The following is a 15,652-nucleotide window of genomic DNA, read 5'->3' on the forward strand; positions in this document are numbered from 1 at the left end:
TGAAGTGACCCCCGAGACTTGGACGGTTTCAGGCGGCCGATTGGGCCTGCTCCCGGTACTGTACCGGGCTCAGGCCTTTCAGTTTCAGTTTGATGCGCTCTTCGTTGTAGTACTGGATGTATTCCACCAGCCCGGCCTCCAGACTCTCGATGCTGTCAAAGCTGTTCAGGTAGAAGAACTCCGACTTCAGCGTCCCAAAGAAGCTCTCCATCGCCGCATTGTCCAAGCAGTTGCCACGCCGGGACATGCTTTGCTTCAACGAGTGCTTTTCCAGCATGTGCCGGTAGTTTTCATGCTGGTACTGCCAGCCCTGGTCGGAGTGGATCATGGGGCGCTCATCCGGAGAAAGCTTGCTGATGGCTTCGTCCAGCATCTGGCCTACCAGATCGAACACGGGCTGGCGCTTGATCTGATAAGCCACGATTTCGCCGTTGTAGAGGTCCATGATCGGCGACAGGTATAGCTTCATGCCTTGCACCTTGAACTCGGTCACGTCAGTCACCCACTTCTGGTTGGGCCGCTGGGCATGGAACTGGCGATTGAGCTCATTGCCAACCACAACATTGGCGGCCCCCTTGAAGGACCGGTAGCGCTTCACGCGTACCCGTGATTTCAGGCCCATCTTCCCCATCAGGCGCTGTACCCGCTTGTGATTGGTCCGATGGCCCTGGTTGGCCAATTCCAGCGTCACCGTGCGATAGCCATAACGCCCTTGGCTTTGATCGTAGATTGCACGGATGCGCTCGCACAGGGCTGCCTCATCCTGATCCGGATGGGCCAGGACATGGTTCTGGTAATAGAACGTACTGCGTGACAGCTCTGCCGCTTCGAGCAGAAGCGACAACGTATGAACCTGCCTCAATCCTTGGATGGCTTGCGCTTTGCGTCCTGCGCCGCCTGCTCTTCCCGGATCAAGGCATCGAGTTTTTTTAGGTAGTCGGTCTCCGCACGCAGATAGGCGACTTCCTTGAGCAGCTCATCGCGGCTCATATCCTCAGGCGGCTTGGACGAACGGGTCTTTTTCATCGGCTTTCGGGGCGGCGGCAGGGGCGGTGCCAACGCTTGGGCACCACCCTGAGCATACAGGCGCCGCCACTGCCCGACTGCGCCGGCATCGCCAATCTGGAAGTAGGTGGTGGCCTCCCGCCCGGACAGGCCGTCCCGGCTCATCTTCTCCAGGACCGCCAGCTTGAAGGCGAGGTCATAGGACCGGGGCTGGCGGCGAAACCCACGCCAACCGTGCAGCCGATAGGTCGCTACCCAGCGCCTGACCGTGGAGAACTCCAAGCCGTGGCGACGGGCAATGGCTTTGACCGATGTGGAGGTCTTGCAGGCCTCTTTGGCGACCTGCAGTTTGAAACGCGCGTCGTATTTGTTCATGTATCCCTCGGGGTTGGATCTGGCGTCCAACTCCCGGGGGGCACTTCACCCTGGGGGCTCGTAGGCGCCATCCATGGCGCCTGCGGTCCTGCAAGCCCACACCGCCCCACCTCTGACAGTTGGCCGGCGGCTGTTGGTAGATGTCGACCTTGATCGACACGACAGTTCCAAGACGATGTTCTTTTCACGCGATACCGCTTGAAACCGCCTGCGAATGACGCCAGTCTGTGGTCATGCAGGACCGGATCTCACTCCCCGACTGGGATGCACTGGCCGACCTCGAAGACGAGGCGCTGCCACTGTTGCCGACCGCGCTGCTGATCGCGCGCGATGAATACCCCGATCTGCAGCCGTCCACCTACGACGCGCTGATCCAGAGCCATGTCGACCACCTCCGCTCGGAAGTGGACAGCATCGACAACAGCCCGCTGAAGATGGCGGCGATCAACCGCCACCTGTTCGACGAGCTGGGCTACAGCGGCGACCACGACGAGTACTACGACCCACGCAACAGCTACCTCAACCAGGTGTTCGAACGCCGCCTGGGCAACCCGATCTCACTGGCCCTGGTGCAGATGGAAGTCGCGCGTCGGCTGGGCATTCCGCTGGATGGCGTGTCCTTCCCCGGCCACTTCCTGGTGCGCCTGCCGGTGGACGACGGCGTGCTGGTGATGGATCCGTTCAACGGTGGCCGCCCGTTGGACGTGGACGAGCTGCGCGAGCGGGCCAAGTCACATCTGGGCGGGCAGATGCCCGACGACCAGGTGCTGGCACAGATCCTCGACCCGGCGCCGGCGCGCGCGATCCTGATGCGCATGCTGCGCAACCTGCACGGCGTCTACGCCGAAGCCGGCGAATGGGACCGCGCCGCGCGCAGTGCCGACCGCCTGCTGAAGCTGGCCCCGGAGCAGGACGATGCGCTGCGTGACCGCGGCCTGGCCTACCTGCAGCTGGAGTACCTGGCCGGTGCCCGCCACGACCTGGGGCAGTACCTGAAGCGCAATCCCGAGGCCAGCGATGCGCAGTGGCTGCGCGAGAAGCTGATCGACCTGGGTGGGCCGGTGCCGCGGCTGCATTGATTCTTTCAGGTGTGCGGACCAACGGTCCGCACCCACCCCAACGGTCCGCACCCACAGAAGGGCCTGCAGGCCCCTCCCTCAATCGACCTCGACCATCTCGAAGTCGGCCTTGGTCACGCCGCAGTCCGGGCAGGTCCAGGTCTCGGGAATGTCCTCCCAGCGCGTCCCCGGCGCGATGCCCTCCTCCGGCAAGCCTTCCGCTTCGCTGTAAAGGAAGCCGCAGACCACGCACATCCAGGTGCGCAAGGTGGTGGGGGTGGCATCGCTCATCGGATAATCAGGGCTGGATTCACGGGCCGCCATTGTCCCATCGCGGTCCACTCACCGGTAGCCATCGATGACTTCTGCTTCCCCGGCGCCCCGCGGCGTCTACCTGATCACCCCGGACGAGCCCGATACCGCGCGCCTGCTGGCCCGCACCGCGCCACTGCTGGCCGCGGGCGTCACCTGGCTGCAGTACCGCAACAAGACCGCCAGTGACGCGCTGCGGCGCGAGCAGGCCACCGCCCTGCAGGCGCTGTGCGTGGAACACGGCGTGCCGCTGATCGTCAACGACGACCCGGCGCTGGCCAAGACGGTCGGCGCAGCCGGCGTGCACCTGGGCGGCACCGACGGCGACATCCCCAGCGCGCGCGCCCTGCTCGGTGCCGAGGCCATCATCGGCGCCTCCTGCTATGACCAGCTGGCCAATGCCGAAAGGGCCGTGGCGGCCGGCGCCAGCTACGTGGCCTTCGGCGCGTTCTTCCCGACCACCACCAAGATCACCACCAGCCGCGCCCATACCGACCTGCTGCGGCAAAGCGCCGCACTGGGCGTGCCGCGGGTGGCGATCGGCGGCCTGACGCCGGACAATGTCGGTCCCATCATCGACGCCGGCGCCGATCTGGTCGCCGTGGTCAGCAGCGTGTTCGCCGCCGAAGACCCGGTTGCGGTCCAGCGCGCCTACCTCGCCCAGTTCGCGTAATGCCCAGGAAATCCGCATGAATCACGACCAGTCCCACGCCCTGTTCTCCCGCGCCCAGCAGCTGCTGCCGGGCGGCGTCAATTCGCCAGTGCGCGCGTTCAAGTCGGTCGGCGGCGAGCCGTTCTTCGTCGAGCGTGCCGACGGCGCCTACCTGTACGACGTCGACGGCAACCGCTACATCGACTACGTCGGTTCCTGGGGCCCGATGATCGTCGGCCACAACCACCCGGCCGTGCGCCAGGCGGTGAAGAAGGCGATCGACAACGGCCTGTCCTTCGGTGCGCCGTGCGCGGCCGAAGTGACCATGGCCGAGACCATCACCCGACTGGTGCCGTCGTGCGAGATGGTGCGCATGGTCAACTCCGGTACGGAAGCCACGCTGTCGGCGATCCGCCTGGCGCGTGGCGCCACCGGCCGCAACCGCATCGTCAAGTTCGAAGGCTGCTACCACGGCCATGGCGACTCGTTCCTGGTCAAGGCCGGCAGCGGCATGCTGACCCTGGGCGTGCCGACCTCGCCGGGCGTGCCGGCAGGCCTGAGCGAACTGACCCTGACCCTGCCCTACAACGACTTCGAAGCGGCCACCGCGCTGTTCGAGCAGCAGGGCGACGATATCGCCGGCCTGATCATCGAGCCGGTGGTCGGCAACGCCAACTGCATCCCGCCGCGCGAGGGCTACCTGCAGCACCTGCGCGAACTGTGCACGAAGCACGGCGCGCTGCTGATCTTCGACGAAGTGATGACCGGCTTCCGCGTCGCCCTCGGCGGTGCGCAGGCGCACTACGGCATCACCCCGGACCTGACCACCTTCGGCAAGATCATCGGCGGCGGCATGCCGGTGGGCGCCTACGGCGGTCGTCGCGAGCTGATGCAGCAGATCGCCCCGGCCGGCCCGATCTACCAGGCCGGTACGCTGAGCGGCAACCCGGTGGCGATGGCCGCCGGCCTGGCGATGCTGGAGCTGATCCAGCAGCCGGGTTTCCACGCCGACCTGGCCGAGCGCACCGCGCGCCTGTGTGCCGGCCTGGAAGCGGCCGCCGCCGAAGCCGGCGTGGCCGTGACCACCACCCGCGTGGGCGCGATGTTCGGGCTGTTCTTCACCAGTGAGAAGGTGGAGACCTATGCGCAGGCCACCGCCTGTGACATTCCGGCGTTCAACCGCTTCTTCCACGCGATGCTGGACCAGGGCGTGTTCCTGGCACCGTCGGCGTACGAAGCCGGCTTCCTGTCCAGCGCGCACGACGATGCGGTGATCGAGGCCACGCTGGTCGCAGCACGCGTGGCGTTCAAGGCCGCCAAGGGCTGAGCCCTGCTCATGGTGGGTGCCAACCTTGGTTGGCACTGCCTTGCACCGTATCCACGCATGGCGTGGATCTACTGCCGTGGCCCATCCACGCATGGCGCGGATCTACCAGTAGAGCCACGCCATGCGTGGCTGCATTCAACCGAAGACGAACTTGCCCTTCATCATCGCGAAGTGGCCGGGGAACGAGCAGAAGAAGGTGTAGTCACCGCCCTTCTGCAGGCCCTGGGTAGAGAAGCGCACACGCGTGGTCTCGCCGCCGCCGATCACCCTGGTGTGTGCCAGCACGCGCTTGTCAGCCTTCGGCAGGTAGCTGTCGGCCAGGGTCATGCGCATGCCCGCCATCGCCACCGGCTGGTAGTCGGCAGTGCGGGTCAGCACCCAGTTGTGGCCCATCGCGGTAGCGGCCAGCTTGCCGGTGTGGCGCAGGGTCAGGTCGACGGCGGTGCAGTCGGCCGCCACCTTGATCTCGCGGCTGCTGAAGCTCATCTGGTCGGTGCTGTCGATGCTCACCGCGCACACCCGCGCCATCGCCGACGGCGCCAGCATCAGCGCGCCCAATCCCACTGCCACCATCCAAGCCTTCATCGTTGCATCTCCTGCGGATTCAAGCGCCATTCTAGGCAGGCGCCTGTGGCCGCGTCTGCGACCGTCTGTCGCATGGCTGGTCCAGGGTTTCCCGCGTGTTCACTGCAATGGCATGCTCGGCCAATGCGGATCGACCTGTTGCTGCTGGATGTGGATGGCGTGCTGGTGCAGTACCAGCGCGCGCAGCGCGTGCTGCACCTGGCGCGGGCGCTGGATGTCGCGCCGGAAACCGTGCAGGCCGCGCTGTACGACAGCGGGCTGGAAGCCGCGCATGACAATGGCACGCTCGATGGCCCGGCCTATCTGGCGCAGTTGGGAGAGCTTCTAGGCACGACAGTCGATGTGGCTGCTTGGACCGCGGCGCGCCAGGCCGCCAGTCATCCGCAGCACGCGGTGCTGCAGCGGCTGCAGGCCCTGCAGCTGCCGCTGGCCGTACTGACCAACAATGGCGCGCTGATGGTACAGGCGTTGCCCAGCCTGCTGCCGGAACTGTTCCCGGCCCTGCAGGGCCGCGTGTTCTGCAGCGCGGATTTCGGTCTGCGCAAACCGGTGCCTGCGGTATTCCTGCGCACGCTGGAAGCACTGGACATGGCGCCTGCGCGCACGCTGTTTGTCGATGACCTGTTCGCCAATGTGCGCGGCGCACGCGCCGCCGGCCTGCACGCGGAAACCGTGCGTGATGGCCGGGGATTGGGCAAGGTGTTGAAACGCTATCGGATCGGATGACCCGCTGTAGAGCCGAGCCCATGCTCGGCTGCAGTTGCCTGACATCACGATGAGCCGAGCATCGGCTCGGCTCTACAGGGATTCCGCGGCAGCCGGGTCAGAGCCCTCTCCGCAGGAGAGGGGTCCGACCCCAGCGGATTCAGCGCGCGGCGATGAACGCGGCAATCGCCGCGCGCAGGCGCTTGAGGCCTTCGGCCACTTCTTCGTCGGTGATGTTCAGCGACGGCACGAAGCGCAGCACGTCCGGGCCGGCCTGCAGGGTCAGCAGGCCCTGCTCGGCGGCATGGTCGAGGATCGCACCGGCCTGGCCGGCGAAGTCCTTGCTCAGCACCGCGCCCAGCATCAGGCCACGGCCACGCACGTCGCTGAACACGCCGAACTCGTCGTTGATGCGGGCGAAGCCATCGCGCAGCGCCTTCGACTGGCGGCTGACATTGGCGGCGATCTCCGCCGAGGCCAGCTTGCGCAGTGCCACGCGGGCCACTGCGGCAGCCAGCGGGTTGCCGCCGAAGGTGGTGCCATGCGCACCGAACTGCATGGTCTCGGCCACCTTCGGGCCGGCCAGCATCGCACCGATCGGGAAGCCACCGCCCAGCGCCTTGGCCAGGGTGACCATGTCCGGCACCACGTCGTCCTGCCAGTGCGCGAACAGCGTGCCGGTACGGCCCATGCCAGCCTGGATCTCGTCCAGCACCAGCAGTGCGTTGTGCTGGTCGCACAGTTCGCGCACGCGCTTGAGGAAACCGGACTTGGCCGGCATCACGCCGCCCTCGCCCTGGATCGGCTCCAGCATCACCGCCGCCACATCGCCGGCGGCCATCGCGGTTTCCAGCTGCACTTCGTCGTTGAAATCGATGTAGCGGAAGCCACCGGGCAGCGGCTCGTAGCCTTCCTGGTACTTCGGCTGGGCAGTCGCGGTCACCGCGCCCATGGTGCGGCCGTGGAAGCTGCCGCGGAAGGTGATGATGACGCGCTTGTCAGCCGGGCGGCCCTGGCTGGAGGCCCACTTGCGGACCATCTTGATCGCCACTTCGTTGGCTTCGGCGCCGGAGTTGCACAGGAACACGCGTTCGGCGAAACGGCTGGCCTTTACCAGCTCCTCGGCCAGGTGCAGCGGCGGTGCGCTGTAGAACACATTGCTGGTGTGCCAGAGCTTGCCGGCCTGCTCGACCAGCGCGGCCACCAGGTCCGGATCGTTGTGGCCCAGGCCGCACACGGCGATGCCGGCAGCCAGGTCGATGAACTCACGGCCCTGGCTGTCCCACACGCGGGCGCCCTGGCCGCGCTCCAGTACCACCTGGCGGGGCTTGTAGACCGGCAGGTAATAGTGCGAAAGGGAGATCAGCGGATCGGTAGCGGCGGTCATGGCAGTCGGCAGGGTTCAGGAATCCCCATTCTCGCGCCGGAACCCCTGCGGCACAATGCGCCCATGCGACCGTTTTCCGCCCCCCAGCTGAACCCTGCCACCGAGACCGGCTGGCGCCGTCGGTGGTTCGACATCATCTACCGCCATGACAGCCGGCCGTCGCGCAATTTCGACCTGCTGCTGGTCTACGCGATCATCGCCAGCGTGCTGGTGGTGATGTTCGACAGCGTGCAGCGCTTCCACATCGCCCATGCCGATTGGCTGTACGTGCTGGAATGGGGCTTCACCGTGCTGTTCACCGCCGAATACGTGCTTCGGCTGGTGGTGGTCAAGCGCCCGCTGCGCTACGCGGTGAGCATCTGGGGCATCATCGACCTAGCCTCGATCCTGCCGACCTACCTGTCGCTGTTCATTCCCGGTGCGCAGAGCCTGCTGGTGGTGCGCGCGCTGCGCATCCTGCGCGTGTTCCGCATCCTCAAGCTGACCCGCTACATTGAAGAAAGCGGTGTACTGATGCAGTCGCTGTGGCGCAGCCGGCGCAAGATCCTGCTGTTCCTGTTCACCGTGGTCACCATCACGATCATCGCCGGCACGCTGATGTACGTGATCGAGGGACCGAACCATGGCTTCACCAGCATTCCCAGCAGCATGTACTGGGCGGTGGTGACCATGGCCACGGTCGGCTTCGGCGACATCGTGCCGCAGACTGTGCTCGGCCGCTTCGTCACCTCGGTGCTGATCCTGATCGGCTACAGCATCATCGCCGTGCCCACCGGCATCTACACCGCCGAACTGGCCAGCACCATGCGCGATGCCGAACTGGCCGCGCGCCGCGATTCACGTGGCTGCCCGCACTGCGGGCTGGAAGGGCACGAACCGGATGCACGCCACTGCCGCAAATGCGGGGGTGAACTTCCGGATGCGTTCAGCCATTGAGGCAGATGCCGGCCAGCGGCCGGCACTACCCTCGGTAGATCCACGCCATGCGTGGATCCTCCTCAACGCATGCGGTTGCTGGTGGTCACCAGGTCGTTGTAGGCATCCAGAATCGTCGACTGCGCCCCCTCAGGATCGGTGGTGAGCCAGCTGCCCGATGCCTTGCGCTCGGCCGCCAGCGCATCGGCGGTGATCGGCTTGCCCTGCTCCAGGCGCTCGAGACCGCGCCCGGCCGTGCGTACCAGCTTGTCCGCCGAGCGCTGCACATGGCCCCACATCGGGTCGTCCTTGCCGACACTACCGTTCTGGATTTCCGTCACCAACGCCTGATAGTCGGCCAGTTGCCTGCGCAGCACCGCCACATCCGGTGCGTCACCCTGGAACGCCATCGCCAGCTGCTTGCCGTCACCGACAAGGCGCAGATGGTAATACGCCAGCGAGCGGCCCTCGCGTTCCTCGATCTGCTTCAGCTGCGCGGCGCGACGATCGTTCTCGTTCTTTTCCAGCGCCGCATCCATCGCTTCGCTGGCCTTGAAAAAATCAGCATAGGCCTGCATCAGCGGGGCATGCTGGCTGCGCATCCCTTCACCACCATCGCGACGATAATCTTCGCGGGTGAAGTAGCCATCGGCGCGCTCGACCAGGATGTTCAGTGCCTGGAACGCCTGCTGGTACTGCCGCGCGGGCGCATCCAGCGACGTGGCAGGCGTCTTTGCCAGCGCATCGGTCAGCGGCTGGCCGCAGTACTCGACGCGGTGCGACAGCACCTTGCCAGGTGAGCGCGGCTGCGCTTCCTTGCCGGTCGGGCCCGCCTTGGGGTCCTTCATCCAGCCCGTGTAGGTCTGGAAGCCTTCGTGGATGGGCTGTTCGACGCCGTTGTAGCACTCGATGTAGGCGTTGATCTTTTCCAACCCCGGATCGGCAACAGCCAGGCCTGCCGGGTTGTTGCAGCCGGCCAGCGCGCCGAGCAGGAGGACAGGAATCAGGCGTGTGGATGCATTCAAATCAGTTCCTTGCACAAGTGAAAACTGCAGGCATCGTCGTGCATGGCGCAAGAACGCGCTCCAGCACCTCGCCAAGGTGCTGGCATTCAGGGCCACGCGATGCGTCATGCCGCAATCAACCTGCTCGATTGCGACAAAAATGAATCGCTGAACACTCCGCTTACTGGCGGTTGCTCTGGAAAACGAGCGTGTTGTATTCCTGCATCAGCTTGTTGGCAGAGCCGCGCGGCGCCATCGACGGCGAATCAAGCATGCGTCGTTCGAAATCGCTGTAAGGCTTTTTCTCACTTACGCGCTGCAGCCGCTCCTTGCCCTCGCGTCGGAAATTCTCGGCCCCACGTTCGAAGCCTTCCCAGTCCGACTTGCCCGGTTCCTGGTCGGCAACCTTGGCGTGCGCTTCATCGGAAATGCGGTTGAAGGCATCCAGGCGCTCGCGGGCCTTGGCCTGATCAAACGCGTCCTCGGTCATCAGCTCCACGATGGCCTTGGCTTCCAGCATCATTGCCAGACGGTAGTACTCGCGGGTGCGCCCCTCGGCCTGCTCCAGCGCCTTGAGCTGCTCGCGCTGGGCGGCGTCGTTCTGACGCTCCAGCTCGGCATTGAACGTTTCGCTGGCAGCCACGAAATCCTTGAAGGCGGCCATCAAGGGCGCGTGCAGCTGCTTGCCCTTGGCAAACTGGTCGTCTTCGTAGTCCTGGCGATCGTAGTAGTCGTGGGCGTCCTTGCTGAGCGGCACCAGCGCCTTCAGCACCTGCTGGTAATGGCTGGCAGCGGCATCGAGATCGGCCAACGCCGGCTTGGCAGCAATCGCCTCGGTCACCGGGGCGTCGCACTGCTTCATGTCGTAGTCGCTGATCTCGAACGGCCCGTACACATGCGTCTCGCGACCGGTCGGGCCGGCCTCCACGTCCTTGATCCAGCGCGTGTAGGACTGGATGCTGCCATGGGTTTTCGAATCCAGCGCGTTGAAGCAACCGATGTAAGCGTTGAGCTTTGCGGTCAACTGCTGTTGTGCGTCAGACGGCGCCGCGCTGGCGTCCGGCGTGCCGGAGGCAGCGGCGGCGCCCGCAGCTGCGGGGGCCTTGCCACCGCAGGCGGTCAGGATCAACGACAGCGAAGCGGCCAGCGCCGCGACGGAAAGAGTGCGTGACATGAGCTCACATCCCTGTTGAAAACGATTACAGCCGCGCATTCTAGCGCAGCAGGCCGAGGGTCGCAGCCCTCGGCCTCTTCCGGCGACGCGTGGTCAATCCAGGAACAGATCCGGCAACAACGGACGCGACGGATCCACCGCATAGCCCGAAAGATCGGTGACGCCCGCCTGCGCCAGCACTTCATCGTCGATCAGGAACTGGCCATGGAAGCCGGCCGCTTCACGCACCAGCACCGCGTGCGCGGCGTCGGCCATGATCTGCGGCGTACGGCAGCCAGCCGCATCCACGCCCGGAATCATGTTGATCGCATCCGTGGCGATCACCGTGCGCGGCCACAGCGCGTTCACCGCCACGCCCTGCGGGCCGAATTCCGCGGCCAGGCCGAGCGTGACGAAGCTCATGCCCATCTTCGCCAGCGTGTAGCCGGTATGCGCGCCCCACCACTTCGGCTCCAGACTCGGCGGCGGCGCCAGGGTGAGGATGTGCGGGTTCGGCGCCTGCAGCAGGTACGGCAGGCAGGCCTGCGCACACAGGAAGCTGCCACGCGAATTGACCTGCTGCATCAGGTCGAAGCGCTTCATCGGCGTGTCCAGCGTGCCGCGCAGCCAGATCGCGCTGGCGTTGTTGATCAGGATGTCGATGCCACCGAAGGTGTCGACCGTGGCCGCAACTGCGGCCTGTACCTGCTCCTCCTCGCGGATGTCGCACTTCAGCGCCAGGCCCTGGCCGCCCGCGGCTGTTACCGCTTCGGCCGCGGTATGGATGGTGCCCGGCAGCTTCGGATTCGGCACCGACGACTTGGCCGCAATGGCCACATTGGCGCCGTCGCGCGCAGCGCGCAGTGCGATGGCCAGGCCGATGCCACGCGAGGCACCGGTGATGAAAAGCGTTTTGCCCTGCAGACTGCCCACGTTCCACACTCCAGCGTATGCATTGAGCCGCTAGTATGCCGCGCCGACGCGGAGTTCACCCGGCCTTGACGATACTCGGGCCTCCAGACAACGCACGAGGTCCACGCCATGCGCCGTTCCCGCCTGTTGCTGCCTGCCCTGGGGCTTGCCCTGCTGACCGCCTGCCAGGGCCGTTCGCCGGAACCCGGAAAGGAGCCGCCCGCCGGTGACGCGCCCAGTGCGGAGAAGGCTGCCGCCGACGGCAGGATGCGCTGGAGCGAGGCAGTGGTCTGGGATGGCGACCTCAACGCCTGCCGCCAGGGCGAGAATGCGGCCACCCGTGATTGTCTTCGCGACGCGATGCGCGCCGGGGGCGCCAGTGCCGATGCCATCACCGCCGCCGAGCAGCTGTCCACCGGCGGCGAACTGGCCTATGTGACCGCATGGCATGAGAGCGACGGCCTCGGCGTGGCCACGGTGGAATACCCGTTCCGCGCCAACACCAATGAAGGCACCCGCCTGGTCGATGCCGGCGGCAAGCGCATCGATGTGGATGCCGTGCAGTTGGACGACACCCTGCGTGCCGACCCCACCGTGCAGGAACTGCTGAAGGCCAACCCGCAGGCCACGCCGTTCGCACCGGCGCAGTCGGCCGGCGCCTCGCCGCTGGAGAACGGCGGCATCCGCCTGCTGTACCGCACGCCGCTGCGCGACTGCCACGCCTGCCCGGATGTGGGGCAGTTGCAGATTGCCTATGACTTCGACGCCAAGCGCAACTTCATCGGCCAGCAGGTCGTGCCGGCAACGCCGTAAGCAGGTAGCGCCGGGCCATGCCCGGCGGACGCAACGTTCAATGCTGCCGCCGGGCATGGCCCGGCGCTACCGATAAGCGCGCACCTGCTTTTTCAACAGGTGCGGCACGATCAATCGATGTACCGGCGCCACCGGCAGCATGTAGACCCGGCCGAACGCGTTATGGGTATGCACCACGGTGGCCACTTCCAGCACGTCGCCCTGCCACTGCAGCGCCAGCTGCACGCGAAGATGGCGGTCGTTGTCTTCCAGCACGATGGCATCGTCGTCCAGCGACTGCAGGGTGAAGATGCCCAGCCGCTGGCCGGGTCGAGGATCCTCAACAACCTGCACCGCACGCAACGAGCCCAGGTGCTTCATGCCGAGCAGGCGCATGCCGCGATTGCGCAGCGCCATCAGCCCATCGAACCAGCCGGGAATGGTCGCCGCCATATCGCGATAGGCCTGCAGGGCCGAGCGCCCATCACGACAGGTCGTCGCCTGGCAGGCGTGCACGAAGTCAGCACCAGGCAACTGCGCACGCAGCACGCTGCCGGCAGTTGGCGGCCTGCTCACGACGGACGCACGGCTCACGGCTTCGGCCCCTGCCCTTCGTTGTCTTCCCAATGCAGGATGCGGCGGGTAACGAAGCGGTAGACCGGCTTGCCGGTGGCGAACCACAGCTCGCGCACCCACGAGGTGCGCTTGAGCACGCGCTTCTCCACCGGGGTGAGCGATTCACGGCAGTACATGCGCTTGTGCTTGAGCAGATGGCGCAGGTCCTCGCGGGCCAGCAGGCGCATCCAGCGCGAGCGCGGGTTGCCGATCACCGCCAGCTGGAAGTCGATCAGCGCCGGGCGGCCGTCTTCGGTCACCAGCCAGTTGGCTTCCTTGGCCAGATCGTTGTGGGCCACGCCGTTGCGATGCAGCTGCTGCAGCAGCCTGCGCGCGGAATGGAACCAGGCCAGGTCACCGCGCGGCGGGCGCTGGTACATGGCATCGCCGGCCATGAAGCTGCGATCCAGGTGATGGCCATTCCAGGCCAGCAGCTGCGGCACATCGGCCATGCCATGGATGTGCTGCAGCGCGCGGGCTTCGCGGCGGGCCAGCCACCACGCAGGCAGCCGCAACCACAGCGGCGTGGCGCCCAGATCACGGCGCACGAAGGGGCCATCAGGCCCTTCCACAAGGAGGATGCGGCCGAAGCTGTCGGCCTTCAAAGCGTGCGGTGGAGCGTCTGGCGTCTGCGGCATGCGCCCATTCTAGGCGATGGCGCCGGTTGCAAACGGTCACGAAGCGGCTGGGAACCAGTCACCTTCACGCCCCTATAATCGGGCAATGGACTCTTCATGGATCGACGCCACGCTCGCGTGGATTGCCGCTCACCCCGTGTTGGCGGGTGCCGTTATCTTCCTCATCGCCTTCTGCGATGCGGTGATCATTCTCGGTGCCATCGTGCCGGCGCTGCCGCTGCTGTTCGCGGTGGGCGTGTTCATCGGCCTGGGCCAGATCTCCGGGCCGTACGCGGTGGCGGCAGCAGCCCTGGGTGCGTTCGCTGGTGACGGCATCAGTTACTGGATCGGCCGACGCTGGGGCGACCGCCTGCGCGGGATCTGGCCGTTCAGCCGCTACCCGCAGCTGCTCGACCGCGGCGAGAACCTGTTCCGCCGCAACGCATTCAAAAGCATCCTGATCGCACGCTACGTGGGCGCGATCCGCCCGTTCGTGCCGGCCATCGCCGGCATGATGAAGATGCCCGCCAGCCGCTACATGCAGGCCAGTGGTATCGCCAGCATTTCGTGGGCGGTGCTGTTCCTGGCACCGGGCTGGGTGCTTGGTGAGGCCTACGATGCGGTGGCTGCGGTGGCCGGCCGACTGGTGGTGGTGGTCGGCCTGCTGGCGGTGATCCTCGGCCTGGTCTGGGCGATCGTGCTGTACGGCTACCGCTGGTCGGCCGCGCGCATGGACAACTGGCTGGCGCGCCTGCTGGACTGGTCCAACCGCCACCCGACGCTGGGCCGCTACACCGTTGGCGTGCTTGATCCCAAGCGCCGCGAGTCGGTGCCGCTGGCGATGCTGGCGTTGATGCTGCTGGTGCTGGGCTGGGGCTGGTTCGCGTTGCTGACCGTGGTGGTCGCGCACGGTGAACCGCTGGCGATCGATCTGCTGGTGCACCAGGCCATGCTGGCCCTGCGCAACCCGCTGGCCGATTACCCGATGGCCGCGCTGGCGTCGCTAGGCGCCTGGCAGGTACTGCTGCCGGCCACTGCGGCGGCGATGGGCTACCTGATCTGGCGCCGGCGCTGGATGGCGGCCGCGCACTGGCTGGCCGCCCTCGCCTTCGGCCTGGCGCTGACCATGCTGCTTGGCGCCACCGTGGATGTGGTGCGACCGGTCGATGCCAGCAGTGGCTTCGGCTTCCCGTCGGTGTCGGTGACCATGGCGACCATCACCTTCGGCTTCTTCGCGGTGCTGATCGCCCGCGAGATGCCCGGCCGCACCCGCGTCTGGCCCTACCTGGTGTCGGGCATCGTGGTCAGCCTGATCGGCTTCTCACGCCTGTACCTGGGCGCGCATTGGCTGAGCGATGTGATCGGCGGCATGCTGTTCGGCACGTTCTGGCTGCTGGTGCTGGGCATCGCCTACCGCCGCCGCTTCAACCGCTCGTTCTGGGTAAAGCCGGTGGCCTGGCTGTTCTATGGCGTGTTCGCGGTAGCGGCGATGTGGTACGCACCGCGCCACATTCCGGTGAAGCTGGAACGCTTCGAGCCGACCCTGCCGGCACCGCAGGCGATGGATGCGCAGGCCTGGTGGCAGCACGATTGGGCCACGCTGCCGGCGCGCCGCAACGAGTTCGACGACGATCAGCGCTGGCCGCTTGACGTGCAGGTGGCCGGGCCGCTGGCACCGTTGCAGGCACAGCTGGAAGCACGCGGCTGGAAGCGGCAGGAACAGGCCGGCTGGCAGCAGGCGCTGCTGATGCTGGACAAGAACACCGGCGCCGACGAACTGCCGGTGTTGCCGGCCACGCTTGAAACACGTGTGGAAGCACTGCTGATGGTGCGCCAGGGTGCGCGGCCGGATGAGCGCTACGTGCTGCGCCTGTGGCCGGCACCGGCACAGCTGCAGCCAGGCAACACGCCGTTGTGGCTGGGCAGCGCGCAGACCCTGCGCTACGAGCGCCACTTCGAGTGGATCGGCATGTGGCATCCGCTGCGCGGCGTCGACCCGGCCTTGAACGCGGTGAAGGACGCCGTGCAGGATCTGCCGCAGCGTGAGGATGTGCACAGCGAAACCGGGTTGCCGGTGCTGCGGTTGAAGACGACGCCGTGATGGAGCCGCCGGGCATGGCCCGGCGCTACCTGTCCGCGACCGTGTAGAGCCGAGCCTACGCTCGGCTGCTCTTCGCGGGATCCAGCAAGCCGAGCATGGGCTCGGCTCTACAGTAGATCCACGCCATGCCTGGATGA

The 15,652-nt window shown here is 66.4% G+C and carries 16 protein-coding genes; 7 read left to right on the forward strand and 9 right to left on the reverse strand.

From position 1 onward, the window contains the following. Positions 1-28: 28 nt before the first annotated feature. A protein-coding gene (locus tag ACJ7C5_RS13870) for an IS3 family transposase (protein WP_088026290.1) occupies positions 29-1,380 on the reverse strand; the annotation gives its coding sequence in 2 pieces (ribosomal slippage) (positions 29-933 and positions 933-1,380; 1,353 coding nt in all). A 233-nt stretch (positions 1,381-1,613) separates the two neighbouring features. Between ACJ7C5_RS13870 and ACJ7C5_RS13875 the strand changes: the two genes are divergently transcribed. Then, the gene (locus ACJ7C5_RS13875; RefSeq protein ID WP_010484022.1) at positions 1,614-2,459 is read left to right on the forward strand and encodes a SirB1 family protein; all 846 of its coding nucleotides are present in this window, start codon (positions 1,614-1,616) and stop codon (positions 2,457-2,459) included. 78 nt (positions 2,460-2,537) lie between these two features. On the opposite strand, the gene ACJ7C5_RS13880 is transcribed toward ACJ7C5_RS13875, so the two are convergent. Further along, positions 2,538-2,729: a rubredoxin gene (locus ACJ7C5_RS13880; RefSeq protein WP_012512010.1), complete on the reverse strand. Its 192-nt coding sequence runs from the start codon at positions 2,727-2,729 to the stop codon at positions 2,538-2,540. 67 nt (positions 2,730-2,796) lie between these two features. On the opposite strand from ACJ7C5_RS13880, the gene thiE reads away from it, so the two are divergent. Then, entirely contained in the window at positions 2,797-3,423 is a 627-nt protein-coding gene (gene thiE / locus ACJ7C5_RS13885; protein ID WP_412704223.1) for a thiamine phosphate synthase, read from the forward strand. 16 nt (positions 3,424-3,439) lie between these two features. Further along, complete coding sequence (hemL, locus tag ACJ7C5_RS13890; protein ID WP_412704224.1) at positions 3,440-4,729, forward strand: glutamate-1-semialdehyde 2,1-aminomutase; 1,290 nt, start codon at positions 3,440-3,442, stop codon at positions 4,727-4,729. Between the two features lie 135 nt (positions 4,730-4,864). On the opposite strand, the gene azu is transcribed toward hemL, so the two are convergent. Beyond that, the gene (gene azu, locus ACJ7C5_RS13895; RefSeq protein ID WP_100435203.1) at positions 4,865-5,314 is read right to left on the reverse strand and encodes an azurin; all 450 of its coding nucleotides are present in this window, start codon (positions 5,312-5,314) and stop codon (positions 4,865-4,867) included. A gap of 123 nt (positions 5,315-5,437) precedes the next feature. On the opposite strand from azu, the gene ACJ7C5_RS13900 reads away from it, so the two are divergent. Then, a complete protein-coding gene (locus tag ACJ7C5_RS13900) occupies positions 5,438-6,040 on the forward strand; it encodes an HAD-IA family hydrolase (RefSeq protein ID WP_412704225.1) in 603 nt (200 codons plus the stop codon). 139 nt (positions 6,041-6,179) lie between these two features. On the opposite strand, the gene ACJ7C5_RS13905 is transcribed toward ACJ7C5_RS13900, so the two are convergent. After that, complete coding sequence (locus ACJ7C5_RS13905; protein WP_006467246.1) at positions 6,180-7,406, reverse strand: acetylornithine transaminase; 1,227 nt, start codon at positions 7,404-7,406, stop codon at positions 6,180-6,182. 63 nt (positions 7,407-7,469) lie between these two features. Here ACJ7C5_RS13905 and ACJ7C5_RS13910 point away from each other — a divergent pair, with 63 nt between their 5' ends. Then, positions 7,470-8,342, forward strand: a complete 873-nt coding sequence (locus tag ACJ7C5_RS13910) for an ion transporter (RefSeq protein WP_412704226.1) — start codon at positions 7,470-7,472, stop codon at positions 8,340-8,342. A gap of 62 nt (positions 8,343-8,404) precedes the next feature. Here the strand turns inward: ACJ7C5_RS13910 and ACJ7C5_RS13915 are convergent, their stop codons facing one another. The 3 genes from ACJ7C5_RS13915 to ACJ7C5_RS13925 form a co-directional block, all read right to left on the reverse strand. After that, positions 8,405-9,346: a YiiG family protein gene (locus ACJ7C5_RS13915; RefSeq protein WP_412704227.1), complete on the reverse strand. Its 942-nt coding sequence runs from the start codon at positions 9,344-9,346 to the stop codon at positions 8,405-8,407. A 160-nt stretch (positions 9,347-9,506) separates the two neighbouring features. After that, positions 9,507-10,499: a YiiG family protein gene (locus tag ACJ7C5_RS13920; RefSeq protein WP_014038365.1), complete on the reverse strand. Its 993-nt coding sequence runs from the start codon at positions 10,497-10,499 to the stop codon at positions 9,507-9,509. Positions 10,500-10,592: 93 nt separating this feature from the next. Beyond that, a complete protein-coding gene (locus ACJ7C5_RS13925) occupies positions 10,593-11,411 on the reverse strand; it encodes an SDR family oxidoreductase (RefSeq protein WP_014038366.1) in 819 nt (272 codons plus the stop codon). Between the two features lie 108 nt (positions 11,412-11,519). Here ACJ7C5_RS13925 and ACJ7C5_RS13930 point away from each other — a divergent pair, with 108 nt between their 5' ends. Further along, positions 11,520-12,203 (forward strand): hypothetical protein, encoded by a 684-nt coding sequence (locus tag ACJ7C5_RS13930; protein WP_412704228.1) that lies wholly within the window; start codon positions 11,520-11,522, stop codon positions 12,201-12,203. Positions 12,204-12,269: 66 nt separating this feature from the next. On the opposite strand, the gene ACJ7C5_RS13935 is transcribed toward ACJ7C5_RS13930, so the two are convergent. Further along, positions 12,270-12,758 carry a DUF2867 domain-containing protein gene (locus ACJ7C5_RS13935; RefSeq protein ID WP_412704229.1) on the reverse strand — a complete coding sequence of 163 codons (489 nt, stop codon included), beginning with the start codon at positions 12,756-12,758 and terminating at the stop codon, positions 12,270-12,272. A 14-nt stretch (positions 12,759-12,772) separates the two neighbouring features. Beyond that, on the reverse strand, positions 12,773-13,435 hold the full coding sequence (locus tag ACJ7C5_RS13940; RefSeq protein WP_412704230.1) for a serine/threonine-protein kinase: 663 nt from the start codon (positions 13,433-13,435) through the stop codon (positions 12,773-12,775). Between the two features lie 85 nt (positions 13,436-13,520). On the opposite strand from ACJ7C5_RS13940, the gene ACJ7C5_RS13945 reads away from it, so the two are divergent. Further along, a complete protein-coding gene (locus ACJ7C5_RS13945) occupies positions 13,521-15,515 on the forward strand; it encodes a bifunctional DedA family/phosphatase PAP2 family protein (protein WP_412704231.1) in 1,995 nt (664 codons plus the stop codon). Positions 15,516-15,652: the final 137 nt, after the last annotated feature.

It is taken from the genome of Nocardiopsis yanglingensis, assembly GCF_045809185.1.
GTDB lineage: Bacteria > Pseudomonadota > Gammaproteobacteria > Xanthomonadales > Xanthomonadaceae > Stenotrophomonas > Stenotrophomonas yanglingensis.